Annotated in this window: 9 protein-coding genes and 1 pseudogene; 1 reads left to right on the top strand and 9 read right to left on the bottom strand. The window is 72.6% G+C overall.

Going from position 1 to position 18823, the window contains the following annotated elements; translation table 11 throughout:
* Window positions 1-143: 143 nt before the first annotated feature.
* The 4 genes and pseudogenes from ACFVYE_RS28070 to ACFVYE_RS28055 form a co-directional block, all read right to left on the bottom strand.
* On the bottom strand, window positions 144-1820 hold the full coding sequence (locus ACFVYE_RS28070; protein ID WP_389607610.1) for a hypothetical protein: 1677 nt from the start codon (window positions 1818-1820) through the stop codon (window positions 144-146).
* Window positions 1817-2470: an ATP-binding cassette domain-containing protein gene (locus ACFVYE_RS28065; protein ID WP_389607609.1), complete on the bottom strand. Its 654-nt coding sequence runs from the start codon at window positions 2468-2470 to the stop codon at window positions 1817-1819. Before ACFVYE_RS28065 ends, ACFVYE_RS28070 begins: the two co-directional genes overlap by 4 nt.
* 85 nt (window positions 2471-2555) lie before the next feature.
* Window positions 2556-3384 (bottom strand): annotated as a pseudogene (locus ACFVYE_RS28060) (IS5 family transposase).
* A 1018-nt stretch (window positions 3385-4402) separates the two neighbouring features.
* The gene (locus ACFVYE_RS28055; protein WP_389607608.1) at window positions 4403-4891 is read right to left on the bottom strand and encodes a MarR family transcriptional regulator; all 489 of its coding nucleotides are present in this window, start codon (window positions 4889-4891) and stop codon (window positions 4403-4405) included.
* Between the two features lie 103 nt (window positions 4892-4994).
* Here ACFVYE_RS28055 and ACFVYE_RS28050 point away from each other — a divergent pair, with 103 nt between their 5' ends.
* Entirely contained in the window at window positions 4995-5378 is a 384-nt protein-coding gene (locus tag ACFVYE_RS28050) for a hypothetical protein (protein WP_389607607.1), read from the top strand.
* Between the two features lie 657 nt (window positions 5379-6035).
* Here the strand turns inward: ACFVYE_RS28050 and ACFVYE_RS28045 are convergent.
* The 5 genes from ACFVYE_RS28045 to ACFVYE_RS28025 form a co-directional block, all read right to left on the bottom strand.
* The gene (locus ACFVYE_RS28045) at window positions 6036-7907 is read right to left on the bottom strand and encodes a hypothetical protein (protein ID WP_389607606.1); all 1872 of its coding nucleotides are present in this window, start codon (window positions 7905-7907) and stop codon (window positions 6036-6038) included.
* On the bottom strand, window positions 7904-11680 hold the full coding sequence (locus ACFVYE_RS28040; protein WP_389607605.1) for a DUF5682 family protein: 3777 nt from the start codon (window positions 11678-11680) through the stop codon (window positions 7904-7906). Before ACFVYE_RS28040 ends, ACFVYE_RS28045 begins: the two co-directional genes overlap by 4 nt.
* Window positions 11677-12831: an AAA family ATPase gene (locus ACFVYE_RS28035; RefSeq protein WP_389607604.1), complete on the bottom strand. Its 1155-nt coding sequence runs from the start codon at window positions 12829-12831 to the stop codon at window positions 11677-11679. Before ACFVYE_RS28035 ends, ACFVYE_RS28040 begins: the two co-directional genes overlap by 4 nt.
* 137 nt (window positions 12832-12968) lie before the next feature.
* The gene (locus ACFVYE_RS28030; protein WP_389607603.1) at window positions 12969-17888 is read right to left on the bottom strand and encodes a DNA-binding protein; all 4920 of its coding nucleotides are present in this window, start codon (window positions 17886-17888) and stop codon (window positions 12969-12971) included.
* Window positions 17885-18751, bottom strand: a complete 867-nt coding sequence (locus ACFVYE_RS28025) for a DUF4132 domain-containing protein (protein ID WP_383979546.1) — start codon at window positions 18749-18751, stop codon at window positions 17885-17887. Before ACFVYE_RS28025 ends, ACFVYE_RS28030 begins: the two co-directional genes overlap by 4 nt.
* Window positions 18752-18823: the final 72 nt, after the last annotated feature.

Below are 18823 nucleotides of genomic sequence, written 5' to 3'. Positions count from 1 at the left end.
TGTGGGACAGGTGACGCCGTCAACCGCCGTCCCGCCGGACGGGGCTTCACCCCGCTCGTACGGATGGCGTGCACGGCGCAGGCGAACCCGGCCAGGCGATCGCCGCGTCAGAATCGGCGTGAAGATCGACGCCCAATGTGGCGCTACTTCGTCTTCAGCCGATGCGCCGTACGCCGCGCCCACCACGCGCCGGCAGCGGCCACCAAGACCTGCCACAACAGCTGCGTGAAGCTCCAGGACTGCCCATGTGCCACCGCGAGACAGACCGGTAGCAGCAAGCAGATCGCCGCGAGCGGACCGCGGCCGTACCAGAAGGCAGCCTGCCACGGGCCGGTGTTGCCCATCGGCGTGTCCACACCTATAGGCAGATGCATCGGCATAACCCCGCGGTACGAGCTCACCAACGCAGCCGTGACGAGCGCGGGCACGCACGCGATCAGAGACGCCATCAAGCCGACCGGAGCTCCGGCCAAGACGCACACGGCCGCTCCCGCAGCTACACAAACCAGCAGCACTGCCAGCGGAACGACGGCGTGCAGAAGTGCCAGCGTGCGAAAGCTCCACCCCAGGTTGGTCGAGCGGCGGACATCGTCGCTCTCCAGACGCGCCGGCTCAGTCAGCTGAGCGGCTGCCAAGTAGAGCGCCACAAGGGAACCGAGAACAGCTAGCAGCTGCGGCGTGGCCACGAAGGAGGAAGCGCTGGACGCTCCGCCGAGCGCGAGCACAAGCCACACAAGCGCCCAGCCGAGCCTGGAGGGATGGCGCAGCAGGCAGCTGAGATCGCGCCACGGGACCAGCAGACTCGCGTGCCGGGGGATGGGCAGCCTCATCAGCGGTACAGAACGCCGCGCCCGCAGGGCAGGCACTCCCGACCTGGCCTGCCGCAGGTCGAGCATGAGTACCGAGGCTTCCACCCGCGCGGCAACGGTCGCCCGGAGTCGCAGTGCGGACTGCGGAATCCCGGGAAGCTCCCGCACGCTCAGCAGCAGACCGAGTACCGCAGCACACAAGGACAGCACCGATCCGACGGCCGCTTGCGGACCCACAACTCCCAACGCCCACAGCAGGGACTGAGCAGACCATCCCCACGGGCCGGACCACAGCAGCACCTGCGCGAGCCAGTGGATCTCCCACCCGCGCCAGGCGAAGACGGTGGCGACGGCCGCAGCCACAGCCACGACCCAGCCGGCTGCGAAGAGGGCCCCGGCTCGTCGTGCCAGGACTACGGCATGCCGTTCCACCAGTGCGCCTACTGCGCACGACATGAGAGCGACACAGACGCCTGATACCGCTCCCGCGGCAGCCAGCAGGGTCCACGGGCGGGCCGAGATGTCCTGCAGCAAGAAGCCAGCGAGGGCGCCGACGGCCGCGCCGATAACGGACCACAAGACGGCGGAGGCCCGCAGTCTGGGCAGCAACAGGGCGCGGCGGCTGACCCTTGAGGGCAGCAGCAGATGGACGGTGGGCCCGTCCAAGACCACCGGTCCCCGCCACATCGCCCCTCGGGCCGAAAGAAGCAGCACGAGAAACAGGGCCGTGGGCACGAGGAACAGTGACACCTCGGAGGCGAGATCCGACATCCGGGCCGCGGAACGGTCCGCCTGCACCGTTTGTGACCAGCCGATCAGGGCTGGCACGCCCCAGAAGCCACCGACCAGAACGATCGTGTAGAGAACGAACCAGAAGCTGCGGCGCTGCTCCTCACGCGAGGATGAGCGGGCCTTGTGCAGGAACCGCAGCGCCTCGTGCGCCGAGTCCTCGGCCATCGCGGCGGGGGCGGTGTTGAGTCGCAGTGGCACCACCCTGCTCGGCCGGGTCATCGGCCCGACTCGCAGTCCACCTCGGCCATGGTTCCGGATCCGAGCTCCACGATGTGGTCGGCCGCATCGTTCAGTACCTGGTGATGGGTGGCCATCAAGACCGCCGTTCCACTGGCGCGGTGGGTGGCGATCAACTCCGCCAACTGCCGCCGGGCACTGGAGTCGAGACGCTGTTCTGGCTCATCCAGGATGAGCAGGTCGTGCGGCCTGACGAAGGCGGCCGCCAGAAGCAGTGCCTGAGTCTGCCCGGAGGAAAGCGCGGACGGCACCTGGCTCGCTTGGGCTTCGAGGCGGTGTGCCGTGAGCACCCGCTCCACCGCGTCCTCAGCAGCGTCCCCCATGCCGTGAGAGAGCGCTACCAGCTGCAGGTGCTCGCGTACAGTTAGGTCTGGGTAGAAGGCGCCTATATCCATGGCGGACGCCACGCGCCTGCGAACCTCGGAAGAGTCCTCGTCGATGGGGTGCCCGTCGAATAACACGGATCCCTCAGTGGGAGTGTCGCGTCCTGCGGCGATGCGCAGCAGCGTGCTCTTCCCGGATCCGTTCTCCCCGACCAGGGCGACGCATTCCCCCCGGTGCAGGCGAAGACTCACGCCGTCGAGCACGACGTGGTCGCCGTAGGTCCGCGCAACATCGTTCAGTTCTAGCAAAGGCGCACTCTGGGCCTCAGCTGTAAGTCGTTTCATTGTGCGGTTGTCCCTCGTTGGCTCAGCCGATAGTTACTTGGACGGTGTCCTATGTGGTGAGTCGGATGAGTCGTTTGTAGCAGCAGCGGGCTGCTCCGAGGCCGAGGAAGGCCAGGTAGTTGCGGGATTGACGTTCGTAGCGGTGGTTGAGTCTGTGGTAGCCGGTCAGCCACGACGTGGTCCGTTCGATGACCCACCTTCGGCGTCCGAGCCGTTCGCTGGACTCGATTCCTTTGCGGGCGATGCGGACGCCGATACGTTTCCCACGGAGCCATCTCCACAGGTCAGGGACGCCGTAAGCCTTGTCCGCATGGAGCTTGCCGGGCTTGTAGTGCCGGCCGCGGTGGGGGTCGTGTCTCGATTGGAGACCGGCCACCATGAGTTTCGGACCTTGGCTGTCGTGGGTGTTGGCGGCGGAAAGCCCGACGTCCAGGGGCAGTCCGGCCACGTCCGACAGGACATGCACCCTGGAACCCGGTTCACCCCCGTCCACGGGGCTCGGGCCTGCGAGTTCGCCCCGTTTTTGGCCCGTACGTGGGCGGAGTCGAGGACCAGGCGGGTCAGGTCGAGCAGGCTGCACTCGTCGATGCGGTCGAGCACCGCCTCGTGCAGCCGGCCCCAGACACCGGCCCTGGACCAGATGACGAAGCGCCGGTGGGCAGTGGACTTCGAGACCCCGGAACACGGCGGCAGAGCCCGCCAGGCACACCCGCTCACCAGCACGTAGACGATCGCCGCGAGCAGGGTCTCATCAGGCGTGTCTGCGTCCCGCCGCCCTGCGGACGCACCCTCGACGGCGGGATCAACGGCTTTGCTGTCTCCCACAGCCCGTCCGGAACAATCCAACTCCACGTATCCCGCCCCCATGAACAGCCCAACGAGTGATCACCACATCGGACCCACCTACCGGAACGAACACATCCAGCACAATTGACCTTGAATCAACGAACCAGCACCGACATCACGCCCCCGCTCGACCCGTTTGGGTCTGGTGACCTGGCCTTCAAATAGATCGTGACTCGTTCGCGGTGCGCGCTTCCCAAACGCCTCTGTCCGAGATGAAGACAGAGATGGGGTGCTCATACCAGCTGGAAGCCCCTGGCAGGTCTCTGAAATCAGCGAGGGAATCTCCGGCTCGAACCTCAGAAGGGCGAGCGTCTTCCAGCCGTGTGGAATCTCGTCCCAGCTGACCCCGAACTGCTGGGTGACGGAGACGACGGTGACTATCACCCAGGCAACGTCGCTCTCGTCTACGCGCCGAAAACAGCAATCGAATCTTCTGCCCACGGGGTACGTCCGCGTAGTTGAACGAAAGGAAGGGTGCCTCTTCGTTCGCAGACGTCGGGTGAAACCTTGACCAAAAGCCGCTAAGGCTCCCTTGTCGGCACGGCTCTCACCGTTCAGTGAGCGGCGCGTTCTCTTCAGTTCTCACGCTGTCATTCTCTCCCATGCCGACCGAGGAGTCGGCGATGACGGCCCGACAGCACGGTAGCGATAGTCAAGTGTCCCTCGTGGAGCCGAGGATGGGACTGGGCAACCGCCCAGAATCACGGATCACGAGCATGAGTACCGCGGGCTCTTCCTGCCAGGCATCCTCCACGTCCTTTGCAACGACATAGCCCGGCAACTCCTGCCGCGGGAGCTGGGGGTTCGGCTCTGGGGCGGCCTGCTGGCGCCGCCTGAAACAATGCCAGCAGGCCGGCGTCTTCGACCAGTTGCACCGCGGCCAACGTCAACGACGTCGCTCAGGCCGATGCGGAGCCGGTGGACGGCACGGGTCTGGTGACCGCAGGAGGGTGCTCCCCTCACCGAAGTCGCCGTGACAACCCGGTGAATGCCGTCGATCGCGCGTCGGATATGCGCTGCCCGTGGGGCGGCGATGACTGTGGGCTCGGCTCAGCCTTGATCCGCACCGCCGACCGCGGCTTCGTACGCGAGCAGTGTGTCGACGAACAGCTGTCGCTGATCCGGTGTCAGCGGGGCCAACGCCTTGCGCCACGCAGCCGCACCCGGGGCAAGCCAGGCAGTGATCGCGGGTTGCTGGTCGGCCGCAATGCCAATGATTCGACGGCGTCGGTCCGCCTCGTCCTCACGCCGTTCCAGGATTCCCTTCCGGCTCAGGTCGCCGACCAGCAGGCTCACCGTCGTCGGCGCGACCTGCAGCCGGGCCGCCAGTTCGTTCACGGTCATCGGCCCGTCGAAGAGCAGGTAGCAGAGCAGGGAGAGGTGACGTGGCGCCAGCGCGAAGGACTGCAGCGCCTCGGGCACAGGGATCTTCTTGACTCTGCCCACCATCCGAGGCATGAGCAGCAACAGTGCCCGGACGGCGTCATCGACCTCGTTCTCGCCGCCTTCCACGGCATCGCGCGCTCCAGGCCTTGACATCGCACACTCCCCTCCATTTACCTTTGTCATCAAAGGTGTTTTGCTTTGCCTGCAAAGTGAACCCCCGCTCATCGTACGTAACGACCTGAACGGAGTTGCCACCATGCCGCACTTCAGCGTGCACATCCGCGAAGAAGCCCTCGACGGGACGGTAGAACCGAAGCTGATCAGCGCCCTGACCGACGCGGTCGGTACCGTCTACGGCGAGGAGTTCCGCCGCCTTGTCGGGGTGGATCTGATCGGCATCCCACAGCACCGTCGGGGCATCGGCGGCAACCCGACCGACAACGATGCACCTCTCGTCACCCTCAGCATGCGCGAGGCGGCGTACCACCTCCCCGAGATCCCTGACGCCCCCGCCCGCCTGGTCGCCACCACCACCGACGCGATGGCCGTCGTACTCGGCGAGGCCGTGCGCAAGCAGGTCATTGTCACGATCGTCGGCGTCCCCGACGGCCGCACCGGAGTCGCTGGAACGGTGGCCTGACGCGCGTGCGCAGGCCGGGGCCGCCCCGTACCGGCCTGCGCACGTACACGCCCGCCTCGAAAAGGCTCAACCGACCAAACGTGCCACGTGGCCTGAAGCGGGCGGCAATCCGGTGAACCCAACCGATCACAGCACTGGTCGGCGCGAGCGTGCCGATGCCGTGTTCGGCGGCCCGCCGCGATGGTGTGGGGAGCTGGCTAGTGCCGCATCAAGCAACGTTCGCCCTGTCCCGGTGGGTGAGTCGTTGCCTGGTAACCGGCCTCTTCGGCCAGAGGGTGGCGTTGAGGACCAGGCCCACCAGAAGGACGGCCAAGAGGTGGGTACACAACGGACCCCTTGCCGACCTGGCGGCTCCTGCACAAACTCCGGTGCAACACCACCCTCATCACCGACCTGGTCCAGGCCGTCTTCACCTTGGAGCTGGAAGCCCCGGCCTGAGGATGCAAAAGGCCTCCCTGATCCTCCTTGCTCAGCCGATCGGTCCGTCGCCATGAGCGACCCGTACCGCTGGTTCGAGCAGCGACAATGTCCGCTGCTGCGCGTCGAGGGCGACGCGGATGCCGATCGGCATCGGCAGATTCGGGCCAGCGTGTCCGAACTCGACGTTGCCCAGGACCGGCCGGGCGGCCCAGGCGGCCCGGTGGGCTCAGCGGTAGGTCACGACCAGGACGCGGCCACCAGCGAGCGTTCCGCAGCCGCCAGGTGCACGGCCGAGGCGAGCCAGGCCCTCGCGTAGGCGTCGGCCGAGGGGTCGGTCAGGCGGCCGAAGGTGTCGCGGGGGCGGCGGCCCGCCTCCGTTGTCAGGGCCTGTGCGAGGTGGGCCGCTACGCCGAGTTCCGCCCGGGTCAGGCGGGCGGAGAGCGAGGCCGCGTCCGTCCCACGGCCCGCCTCGGCCACGGCACGGCGACCGCCCGCGACGCCCGTCTCCAGCAGGCGCCGGACACGCCACAGCGGTGCCTCCGCCAGCGGGTCGGGGCCCGCGGTGACCGGCCCGCAGTCCGCAGGTCCCGCCGACTCGCGGGGGAAGTGCTCGCCCTGGAGCCGGTCGTAGCCCAGGTCGGCACGGCCCTTCCACGCGTCCGGCAGCCGCAGCGTGGCGGACGCCCCCGGCACCGGCCCGACCGCCAGCGACCGGAGCGTCGCCGCCCGGTCCAGGTCAGGACGGCCGAGCACGCGCAGGGCGAGCCCCGGGTGTTCGGCGATCCGGCGCAGGTTGGCGGCGTGCGGCAGCTCCGGGTGGGGGTGTGCGGGGCGGAGCCGCAGCAGCGGTCCCTCACCGGCGACGCGGACGACGACAGAGTCGCCGGCCGCACCGATCACCTCGACGTCGCAGCCCAGCAGACTCGGCGCCGTCCTGCCGGGCCCGCCCGCCTCGGGCGCGCCGTCGGCGAGCACAGCGGCCATCGCCTCCTGCACCGGTCGGGTGAAGAGGGCGGCGGCGGGTTCCTCGGACCAGTCCACCCCGCGCAGCGGCGTCGCGCTGACCCCCCGCCCTGCCCCGAGCCGCCCGTCCGCGGAGACGGTCGCGCCGACGATCCGCAGACCCCCGCGCGCCAGCCCGGCGTGGTCGAGGACGGCACCGCCGAGCGCCACGGACGCGGACCCCGCACCCTTCACGCGGGCGAGGCCACCGGGGCGCACGTCGGACACCGTGTAACCGGCGCCGTCCGAACCGACCAGGTGCGTGGTCACTCCGCCGTACCCCGTCGCGGACAGCACCGGCTCCCGGCACAGGCCGTACACCCGCAGGCTGCCGCCCTGTTCGTAGACCCGGCGCGCGGAGCCCGCCGCATCCGTGTCGGCCGACCCGGAGGCGAGCAGGGCGGTGCCGGCCAGCAGCTCACGGAAGGCTTCGGTGAGGTCGGCGAGACGTTGTCCCTCGCTCCGCTCCCGCGCGGCCCTCAGGCTCCGTACGACTCGCAGCGCGGCCGCTTCGGCCCGCGGCAGCCCGGCCAGCCGCGCGGTGTGGGCGGCGCGGAGCAGCTCGGCCTGCACCACGGCGCCGCCCGCCGTGACGCCGACGGACAGGGCTTCGGCGGCGGCGTCCCACAGCGCCGTGGCGGCAAGGACCTGCGCTGCGCTGAGTGCGGCCGGCGAGACCACCGTGGCCGCAACGTCGGCGGCGGGGGCGGTGGGTGCTGCCTCCTCTGGGCCCGCACCCGTGTCGGAGGCTGTGCCCGAGCCTGCGGCCTTGCCCGTACCCGAGTCGTCACCCCCGCCCGTGTCGCCCTCCCCATCGGCGATGGGTGCCGCGCCCAGGGCCGCGGCCCGGTGCAGGCAGCGCGGGGCCAACAGGCAGGTGCACACGACCTGTTCCGCGTTCGTGACCGTTCCGGACGGGCCCGGGCGCAGCGTGACCGTGGCGTCCTCGCCGAAGTGGACCTCGACCGCCCCGTCGGCCGTGGTGGAGGCATGGTCGGCGCAGCCCGAGATCGCCGCGTCGAGTTTCTTGCGCAGCCGTGCGCTGAGCTGCTCCACGGCGTCGGCGAGGACGTCGGGGGCGACGGGAGGCAGGAGTTCGGTGCTCAACGGGGTTCTCCACGGAGGCGGTCGCCCACCCAGCGGGCGAGTTCGAGCGGGCTGAGGGCGGCAACCGACATACCGGCCGCGACGAGTTGGCGCGCCACGGACACCGAGTAGCGCGGCGTGCCGGTGTCATCGAGCGCCGCGCAGCCCAGCAGGTGGGCGCCGGAGGACGCCAGGGCACGCACCTCGCCCAGCAATCCGCCGAGCGGTGCGCCCTCCTCGAAGTCGCTGACCACGACGACGAGCGTGCGGCTCGGCACGGTAATCAGCGAACGCGCGTGCGCGAGACCGGCCGCGATGTGTGTACCGCCGCCGACCCGGACCTCCAGCAGCAGCGACAGCGGATCCTCGACCCGGTCGGTCAGGTCGATCACCTGCGTGGAGAAGGCCAAGAAGTGCGTGGACAGGGTCGGAACCCCGCCGAGGACCGCGGCCGTCAGCGCCGACCAGATCACCGACGCCTCCATCGAGCCGGAGACATCGACGACGAGGACCAGGCGCCAGTCCGCCTCCTTGCTCGCCCGTGTGCTGAACAGCGGGCGCTCCGGTACGACGACGAGCCGGCCGTCCTCCGTCCGCCGGGTGTGGGCGAGATTGGCCCGCAGGGTACGGGCGAGGTCGAGGCGCCCGCCGGGCCGTCGGGTCGGGCGCGGGGTGGCCAGACCGGTGAGCGCCGGGCGCAGGCGGGTGGCCAGTTCCCGGGACAGCTCGTCGACGAGCCGCTTCACCAGCGGACGCAGCCGGGCGAGTTGGGCCTCGGGCATGCCTCCGGCCAGGGACAGCACCGAACCGAGCAGCTCCACCGACGGGCGTACCGACGCCGGATCGAGCTGCGCGAGCACGTCGGTGCGACCCGCGTCGGCGGCCTCCGCGAGGACCTCCTCGCGTACGTCGGTGCCGAAGAGGGCCTCCAGTTCCTGCGCCCACTCCCGCGCGGTGGGGAAGGGCGGGTCCTGACCGCCGCCTTGACCTGGTGCGCCGCCGACCAGGTCCTGGGCGCCTTCGCCGCGCCCGCGGCCGTAGAGCTCGTCCAGGGCGTGGGCGTAGCGGCGCGCGTCGCAGGTGAGCCGTTCCTTGTGGCGGCCGAGCAGCAGCCGCCAGCGGTCGGCACGGCCGAGCCGTCGGTCCGCGGCGGCGCTGTCCGCTGCGGGTGAGGGGACGGGGCGGGGATTGTCGGCCGAGTCCGAGCCCGGGTCCGTTCCTGCGTCGGCGTCCGCGCCTGGCAGGCCCAGGGCCTTCAGCGCTGCCGATCCGGCCGCGTCGGCCGCCGCCCACAGGGCGAGCAGTTCGGGCGGGGCGTCGAGTGACAGGTCGAGCCGGTCGCCGAGCCGCTCCGTCACGGTGGTGAGTAGCCTGTCGCGCGCGGCCGGGGCCAGTGTGTCGAAGCCGCCGCGCAGGGCCGGGAGCCGGTCGAGGAAGTCCTGGTCGGCCAGCGCGTCAACCCGGTCCATGAGCGCGGCGAGCGCGTCCGGCGACGCTTGGAGCAGGGGACCGGCGGCTGTGAGCAGCCCGGCAAGACGTTTCGCCAGCGCCCGGCGCGTGTCCGGAGCCGTGGCCCCGTCGATCCAGCCGGCCGTACGCTCGCCCAGCCCGGGCGCGTCGTCCAGGTCGAGCAGCACGCGTACGGCCAGGGCCGCGCCCTGGATGAGCGGGGAGCCCTCGGCCGCCAGCTCGGCGAGGGCCCGGTCCAGTCGCAGGCCCAGATGACGGGCGGCCGTCCGGTCCGCCAGCTCCACCAGCGCCCCGGCGTCGGCGCCGCTGTCGCTCCCGGCGAGGCCGGGCAGGGACCGGACCGCGGCCTCGAGGAGTTCCTCTGTGAGCGCGCCGGCCGTCGTACGGGCGTCCTGCATCGTGTCGGGGTAGTGGCCGCGCCGCAGTCCCTCCAACAGGTCCAGGGCCTGGAGGAGCTCGGGCAGGTCGGCGCTGTCGGGCAGCACGACGGAGGCCTCGTACAGTCGTGCGTCGACCAGTTCGGGCAGGCCGCAGCGCGCGGCGGCGGTCAGCCCGGTGAGGATCTGGGCCGGGGTGGGGCCGCCCTCGGCGGCCTCGTGGCGCGCGGTCGCGGCGAGCGTACCGGCGGCGGCCTGGGCCGCGGTCACCCCGCGCACGCCCGCGAGGTCGAGGCGTGCGGGCACGGACGGCGTCCACGTCAGACGCCACCTGGTGCCGAGCGCGGTGCCGTCGCCCGTGCTCGCCACGTCCAGGGGTTCGCCGTACGAGGCGCCGATCACCAACAGCCGCTGGAGCAGCACTTCGCGGCGGCCGTCCAGCGGTGAACGGAGCGGGTCGAGGCGCAGGTCGCGGCGGTCGGGGTCGTCCGGTCGGGGCAGCCGCAGTTCCGCGAGTTCGGCCTCGACCGAGGGGCCGAGACCGGACCGGGGCGTGTGCGGGCTGATCCGGCCGCGTGCGGTGCCGATGAACACGGTCTCCAGCGCGCGGGCCAGGGCCCGGCCCCGGCCGAGGGGTTCGCCCTGACCGAGGACAGTGGTGACGGCCTCCAGGAGTTCGCCGCGCCCGGGCGCGGGCAGTCCGCGCAGGGCGGCCAAGTCGCAGGCCAGGCGCAGCGTCTCGGCGGCCTCGCCGGTCCCCGCGGTGTGACCGCCGCGGCGCATCTCGCGACACAGGCCGGTCACCGCGTCGGCAGCCGCCTCCCGGATCCGTTCCGGATCGCCGGCGGCGGTGAGCACCGCCTGCTGCCACAACGGGTCACGGATTCCAGCCGGGTAGCCGGACCGGGAGTCGAGCAGGTCGAAGGAGTACGGCACGAGGGAGGTCACCGCCGAGCCCTCGGTCGCGGCGGCGCCGTCTTCCCCGGCCCTGCCAGCCGCCCAAACCCCTGCCGCGTCCGTACCGGACCCCCACGTGCGGGGCCCCGCACCGCGCGGCGCGGCCTCGGACGGAACGGCAGCCCGCCCCGTAGCGCCGGAGACGCCCGCCGTCCCGGCCCCGGCCTCCGCTCCGGCATCCGCCTCCGTGGACGCGAGAAGCGCGGGTGCGTGGAACGCGCCGATCACGGCTGCCACCCGGCGCCCGTCCGCCGCGGCAGAGGCGATCACCTGCCGCATCCGTTCCTCCCGCGCCAGGTCGGCGGCGGGTACGGCGGCGTCGGCGCGCAGGGCCCAGCCCACGCCCAGTGCGGCTCGGCGCACCGCGTCCGGAGCGCACCCCGGAGCCAGCACCTCCACCGCGCGGTCCCACAAATCGTCACCGTCCCGGCCGGTCCCGGCGGCGGCGAGCGCCTCGGCGTACGAGCGCCGCACCCGCGTCGGCCCGTCGCCGGGAGCAGGGTCAGGACTGGCGTCGGGACCGGCGTCGGGACCGGCGTCGAGCGCACCCGTGGCCCCCAGGGGTGCATCGGCCTCCGGACGTACGGCCTCGCTCCCGTCCCGCTCACACACCGGCCCGAGTGCCCCCGCCGACCAGCGCGGGTCGCCGAGGGGAAGGTCGCAGCACACGACCTCCACTCCGCGGCTTCTGGCCCAGCGGACCGCGGCGAGCTCCGGTGAGAAGTCCGCGAACGGGTAGAACGAAAGCCGTCCTCCCTCGCCCGCCCCGGCCAGGGCGACCGGGGTGACGGTTTCGGGGTCCGCCAGGTGTTCCAGCCAGGGCTGGAAGTCGGTCGGCAGCTCGACGCAGACCACCTCGGCCCGCGCCTCTTCCAGCAGGGCGGGTACCACCGCGGCCAGCGCCGGACTGTGGTGGCGCACTCCCAGCAGGTACGGCGCACGCGATGCGGCCAGTGCGTCCACGGCCGTCCGTGGATCGACGGTCGTCAACGCAGGCTCCCGCGCAGGTCCCAGAGCCGGCGCCACATCGCCGAGCCGTTCTCGGCGCGGCGGCGCACCGGGCCGTCCCAGTAGCCCAGCAGCCGTGCGTGGTCGGCGGGGTCGTCCTTGCGGACCACGCCGAGCAGGTGTCCCGGCAGCAGGTCGAGCACGTCCTCGCCGGGCAGGTAGGCGGCCGCGACCCCCAGCGACGCCGCCACCTGGACGGCCTCGGCGGTGGACATGACCGTGCCCGGCCGCTCCACGTCCCAGCCCTCGTTGGAGCGGCCGGAGCGCAGGTCGCGGAAGACGGTGACGAGGGCGTCGAGGACGGCGTCATCGACGGCGAAGGCCGCGCCCGCCCGCTGCACGGCGGCGACAGCCTGGCGGCGTATCAGGACCGCCTCGGCGTCGGCGTCGGCGATCGGGTCGACTGTCTCGAAGTTGAAACGGCGCTTCAACGCGGCAGACATCTCGGAGACGCCCCGGTCGCGCAGGTTGGCGGTGGCGATGATGGTGAAGCCGGGGGCGGCGCGGACGACCGCGTCCTCGGTGGAGGTCAGCTCGGGTACGCTGATCCGCCGGTCCGACAGGATGGAGACGAGGGCGTCCTGAACCTCGGGCAGACAGCGGGTGATCTCCTCGACCCGCACCACCCGTCCGGCCCGCATGGCGGCGAGGACCGGGGAGTCCACCAGGGCCTGCGGGGAGGGGCCCTGGGCGAGCAGCAGGGCGTAGTTCCATCCGTAGCGGAACGCGTCCTCGGTGGTGCCCGCCGTGCCCTGCACCGTCAGGGCGCTGGTCCCGCTGACAGCGGCCGCGAGCAGCTCCGACAGCATCGACTTGGCCGTACCGGGCTCACCGGTGAGCAGCAGCCCGCGCTCTCCGGCGAGGGTGACCACACAGCGTTCGACCAGCGCGCGCTCGCCGACGAACTTCGGGGCGATCACCAGCTTCGACGGCAGACCGGCGCGACGCCGGGGCAGGGCCAGCTCCACGCCGTCGCTGCCGCAGACGAACGTGACCACCGCGCGAGGAGTGAGCGCCCAGCCGGGCGGCCGCGGCCCGGGGTCCTGGGCGGCGAGGAAGGCGAGTTCGGCGGCGTGGCGCTCCTCGGCCGGCTGGCCCTGCCGGACGGGTGCGGTCTGTTCGGTGACGGTCATGCGGGTTTCCTTCGTCATGGTTCGACAGGTGTTCATACGGGTCGGGGACCGGCGCGGCACACCCGGGGGCGGGGCGCCGCGCCGTGCTGACGACGGGCGGCCGGTCAGCGGCGGCTCAGGTGCCGTTCGGCGGCGCCTCAGCGGCGGCGCCTGGTACGCCGCACCTTCAGCTCCTCGAAGCGCGGGAGGTCGCCGTCGAGGATCCGCTGCCAGGCCCGGGCGAACAGCTCCGCGGCCGGTTCGGTCGGCACCAGGGTGCCCAGCACCGGCCGACCGCCCGTGGCCACCCCGTACATCGGCAGCTTCCACTGCTCGACGGGCAGGACGGGCGCCGACTGCTCCGCCCAGGCGCCCGGCAAGACCAGCGAGCGTCCCGCCCGGGCCCGTACGGCCGACACCACCAGGTCGGTCTCGGCCAGTTCGGCCCGCGCCGTCTTGAGACGGGCCGGCTTCCACCCCGTCCATCGCGCGGTGTTGCGGTCCGTCGGGTCGGGCATGGCCAGCAGCACCAGGTACAGCGTCGCCGCGTCGGCGGTCAGACCGCGTGCCTCGGCGACCTCGGCCACCCGCTCGGGCACCGAACGAGACGGATCCTGCGGCCACCACAGGCCCTCGTCGTCCGCCGCGCCGGCCGCGGGCGCCCCCGGGTCGGCCAGCAGCCGTGCGAATGCCGGGTCGTGCGCCCGCCGCAGGGCCGTCTCGACCCCGGTCGGCTGCTGATCGGCGCCACGCAGTGCCACCAGGTACGGGTCGGAGCCGGTGGAGTCCAGCAGGGCGGGCCGTATGGCCGGCCGGGGCTGACCGTCCTGCGTGGCCATGAGCACCGCGCCGTACCGCTCATGGTCCGGTGCCGTCTCCGTCGGGGCGCCGGCCACCTTCCGGAAGTCCGCGAGGCTCGTGTAGTGCCCGGCGGAGAGCAGCAGTTCGGGTGCCGCAAGACGCTGCCGCACGGCGGTCAGCGCACTCGGCAGCGCCGCCCGTACCGGATCGCCGGCGGGCAGCCGGTGGGCCAGCCAGGCCGTCAGGCTCATCGAGCCGGCCAGCACCGCCGAGGTGAACGGCGCATCGGCGGGGGACGCCGTCGCCGGGTGATCGCCCTCGATGCGCCACGGCACGTCGACGCCGAGCTCCGGCGACGACGCCGGTTCCAGCAGCGCCGGGAGCGCCCGGTGCACGGGCCAGCCGCTGCTCGCGGCGCGCGCAGCCTCCGCCGCCAACCAGTCGGGCACCTGCCGGCGCCGTCCCACCTTCTCGTTCCACACGGCGGCCGCCGACGCCACGTCCGGGCCCGCGCTCCACAGCCGTGCCGGGTCGTCGGGCAGGAGCGTCGCGAGCACCGCCCGGCGTACCTCGACCGGGAGCGCGCGCAGTTCATCGCGGGCGTGTCCCGCCTCGGCCACCTTCAGCCCGAGCGCCTTGCGCAGCTCGGTCGGCAGGAAGTTGTTCTCCCAGCTGTCCACGTCGGGCATGCCCGCGAGAACGATCCGGGCCAGCGCCCGGGACACACCGGTGAGGCGGCTGAACTCGTCGGCGGCCTCCGGCAGGAAGGGCACCGCCTCACGGGACTGCGCCTCCCCGAGGAAGCCGGTCAGCCAGTCGGCGCCGCGCACCCGGTCGCCCACCGGCGCGTCACCGCTCACGGTGTAGGGGCCGGGCACCACGAAGCGGCCGCTCGGGTCGTGGAGCAGCGCGCCGAACTCCCACCCGTCGTCGACACCGGAGTTGTGCTCGGTGATGCCGAGCACAGCACCGCCGCCCAGGGGCAGCACACTGCGGTGCGCGACGTTGCGCCTCTGGCCGTCCGGCGTGTGCAGGTGGGGCGTCGCCAGGCGGACCAGGACCCGGCGCCAGTGACCGGCCGAGGCCGCCGTCGAGGCCAGCCCCAGCGCGTCCACCCGGCCGAGGACTTCGAGCAGGGCTGCCCGGTGTGCCGGGTCGCTGCCGGGCGCGACGGCCCGGTAGGCGATCGCGGCCGGCTCGTCCAAGAGCGAGACGAACGGCAGTCCCGAGTAGGGCAGCGACGGCAGATCGAAGTGCAGCCGGCCCGGCAGCGCCGTGGCGGCGGTGTCCGCGCGCACGGACGCCAGAGTCTCCAGGTATCGGTGGGTCACGTCGGTGTCCACGCCGTACCGGTAGTAGCCGGTATTGACGATGCCGTGCAGCGCCTTGGCGAGCACGTGGTCACTCGGTCCCTGGACCCGGACCTCCGTGGGCTCGGCGGCGGGGTCGAGCCGTACGGCCACGGCGTCCAGCGCCTTCTGCTGCCGTACCGCGAAGCGCAGCACCTTCACCACGCCGGCGACCAGCTCGGGTGCCGAGACCTGCGGCAGCGCGGCGCTCACCAGCTCGGGCAGGTCCGCCACCCGCTCCGCGAGCACAGCCGCCTTCAGCAGGGCGCCGGCCGACTCCGCGTCGGCGCCCCGCAGCGCCGACGACCCTTGCGGATCACGCGCGCGCAGCATGTACAGGTACGGCAGCGGCGGCAGGGCCTGAGCCGCGGTCCCGTACAGCTCGTTGCGGTGGTCGCACTGGGCCGACGTCGTGACCGTGCCCTCCGGGTCGCTGAGCAACAGCTCGCGCCACTGCTGGATCAGTGCCCGCGGCCGGTCGTCGCCGGGGAACGTCAGCGCGGCGACCGGCCTGTCGACGCCCTTCGGAAGGGTGACGACCCGTCCAGTGGTGTCCTCGCCGTGGTGGCCGCCGTCGGACAGCCGCAGGACACGCCAGCCGAGGAGCCCGTCCGCGGACGTCCCCTGGGCCGAACCCGCCACCGCCGGGGCGGGCCGCAGCCAGCACGAGCCGGCCGCCAACTCGGCCCCGGGGGCGTGCCGCAGCAGCGCGTCGGCGAGGAAACCGGGCTGCGAGCGCCGGCCGTACGCACCGCCCACGGGGTCGTATTCGAGCCAGCCGCCCTTGTCCTCCCCGTCCCTGTCCTGCCACACCCAGTACGACGTGCCGTCGGACAGCAGCGCGCGCTCCGCGGGCAGCTTCGTGTCGCCGCTGTGGAGGACCCCGCCGCCGGTGGTGCGGCCGCCGCCGGGCAGCTGCAGGCTGAGGTGATCCGAACGCATGGTCCAGGAGCCGGCGCCGGCTCCTGCGAGAGCGAACACCGTGTCGGGCGCGGTGTGCCAGTAGCCTTGCGGCTCGCCGCGACCGTACGTGCTCCAGAACACCAGCAACGCACCGTCCACGTAATGGAAGCCCGTCCGCCACACGGACGTGGTGGGCAGCCGCAGATCGTGCACGAGAACGGTGGAGTCGGCGTCGATGACGCGCACCTGCGTCGCGTTGGCCACGATCAGGTACGGCCAGGCCTCGACGACCGTCAGACCCTCGGTGGTGTGGTGCCCTGGTGCCAGCTCCGTCAGCGCCTCCTCCCACGCCGGCCAGCGCAGCTCCTCCCACAGACCGCCCCGAAGCGTGCGCGCCACGACCTCGCCGAGATCGGCACCGGCCGCGGCCGCGACCTCCTGCGGCGCGAGCGCGAGAGCCTCGGAGGGCAGCCACGAAAGCCGCTCGATCGCCTTCGGCAGTCCGGGCAGCCCGGCCGCCACCGACGAGGCGGCCACCTCGCGCATCCACTCGGTGAGCATCGGCTGGCCGCCGGGCGAAGCGGCCAGCCGCCGCATCACGTCCGCACCGGAGGACGCGCTGTTGTAGCTGTTCGCCCCGCGTCCGAAGGCGGGGCGGAAGCGCGGGTCGGCCGCCAGCGCGACCAGGTCCCGCGGCTCCTCGCCGCGGGCCCAGTCCGACAGGTTCAGGGCGCTGCCGCGCTGGTGGTGGGCGGACTTCTCCTCGGGGTCGGCGACCGCGATCTCCAGCGAGAGCAGGAGGTCCAGCAGGTTCACGTCCTCGACACCGATCCGCAGGAACCGCTCGCCCTCGGGCCGCGCCGCCAGATCGGCACGCAGCCGGCCGGCCGCCCGCTCGACCAGCTCCAGCAGGGCGGGCGGCGTCGGGCGCGGCCCCCAACCGCGATGCCGGGCACCGTGAAAGCGCTCCAGCCAGCCCGCCGCGCCGTCGGAGCACCGCTCCTCCTGCGGCAGGTCGGCGTCCGCGAGACCGGCGTCGGCCCCCGACTCCGCCATGATTCCCAGCCACAGCTCGGTCATATCCCCGTTGTCCCCGGGCGGGGTCATCGACAGCAGCGTGCCCCGCGCGGACGGAACGCGCCGGGCCAGCGCGACCAGCGCGCCGCGGTGCGACTTCCACCAACCGGCGGCGGCCCGCAAGGTGGCCGGCAGCGGAAGGAGCTCGGCGAGGTAGTCCTGCTCCGCCTCGTTGCCGGACAGGGCCGCGGCGCGGGCGAGCCGCTTCAGCTCGACCGCGGCCTGGGCCGACGGCGCGAGACCGCCGACGGTCCGGCGCACGCACAGCCGCCGGAACCGCTCGTACGCCTCGACGGGCGCGAGCCGGGCCGACAGGTCCTTGCCGTAACCGGTCAGGACCTTCGCCGGCAGCGCGCCGGCCAGGGCGAACTCCAGGAACAGGGCGTCGAGCCGGTCCTCGTCGACCGTCAGCCCGTGCTGCGCCTCGCTCGTGCGGGCACGGCCGAACAACTGGCCGGCGTACGTGCTGTTCTCGACGCCGAGGAAAACCCGCGCGGCCTGCTCGTAGAAGACGGGCAGGAAGTGCGGGACGGCCGCGGCGAGCCGCCCGGCCAGCTCGTGGCAGGCGTCCAGGGCGGCCTTGGGCTTGGTCTTGGCCTGCCGGGCCAGCCGGTCCAGCTCCGGCACGACCGCCAGGGCGTGGTGCCCGTCCTCGGGGTGGTGCACCAGCACCCACTCGGGAAAGCCGAGTTCCTGGCGCCGACCGAGACCGACCACGGCCGGCTCGCCCTGCGGCTCGAGTCCGAGGAAGCCGGCGGCGAGGTCCTCGGCGGGGCCCAGTTCGGCCGCGGCCAGCCGCACGACGACCCGATCCTCGCCGAGCACCGCGTGGCGATAGGCCCGTGCGGTCAGCTCGACCGCTGAGGGGCCCGCACCCCGCGCGTCGGCCGGGAGGACCGCGCCTGCCGCGAGCAGCTCCTTGTTGTCGTTCCCAACCGTCCCGGTCACGCGTCCCCACCCTCTTCGATCGTGCGGCCGGCGTACAGCGCAGCGGCCATGCGCATCCCCTCGGACCAGGCCACCAGCCCGACCTCGGTCAGCCGCACCGCGCGGCCGTCCTCGTCGTGCCAGCTCAGCCCGCCGGTCTCCGACTCCCCGTCCCAGTACGGCTCGCCGATCCACACCGACGCCTCCGTGCTGCGGCCCCCATCACGTACTTTGCACGTGGCGTAGCCACCGGACACCCGGTAGCCGAGGCCTGTGGCGCGCGCCGCGAGACCGAACCGCGAGGCGAACTTCCCGCCCGCGTAGTCCCGTACCTCCGTCGCCGTCTCCGGACGCCCGGCATCCGGCCCGTCCGGCCTGCTCCAGGTCGCCCGGTGGATCTGCTCCACCTTCTGGGTGATGCCGAGGTCGGCCGCGAAGTCCCGTACGTCGTCCAGGTCCGGCAGGAGCACGGGGTGGGGAAGCGTCACCGTGCGCGGCGACAGCCGCACGGTCTCACCGTCGAGGTCGACCACCTTGAGCTCCCCGTCGCCGGTGACGTCCCGCAGGAAGCCGACCTCGTCCGGATCGTCGCCCACCACGGCCATGTCACGCAGCGCCGCCTGCCACGCCTCGTCCGGCCACACCCGCGCGATCAGCTCCGTCGGAACCGGAAGCGACGACACCATCCAGGCATCCACCTGAGCCACGCACGAGGCCGCGTGCCGGTCCAGCCACTCGGCCAGCTGCCTCAGCCGGTCGACCTCGGGACTGTCGCGCAACGCCTTCGGCAGCGCCTTCAACTGCCGCCCCCCGACTCGCCGTGCGACCACACGCCCGTCCTCGAGGGTGATCTCGTACCCCTCACCCGCTGCCAGCCACGCCATCAGCCGTGCCCCTCCGCCTGTCCATCAGATGTCAGCGCAGCCCGAACCAAGGGCCATGAAGCCCCTGAACTG

Origin of the sequence: Streptomyces sp. NPDC058239 (assembly GCF_042882185.1) — a bacterium.
GTDB lineage: Bacteria > Actinomycetota > Actinomycetes > Streptomycetales > Streptomycetaceae > Streptomyces.
The sequence above is the reverse complement of the archived record's forward strand: the minus strand, read 5'-3'. Positions and strand labels throughout refer to the sequence as shown.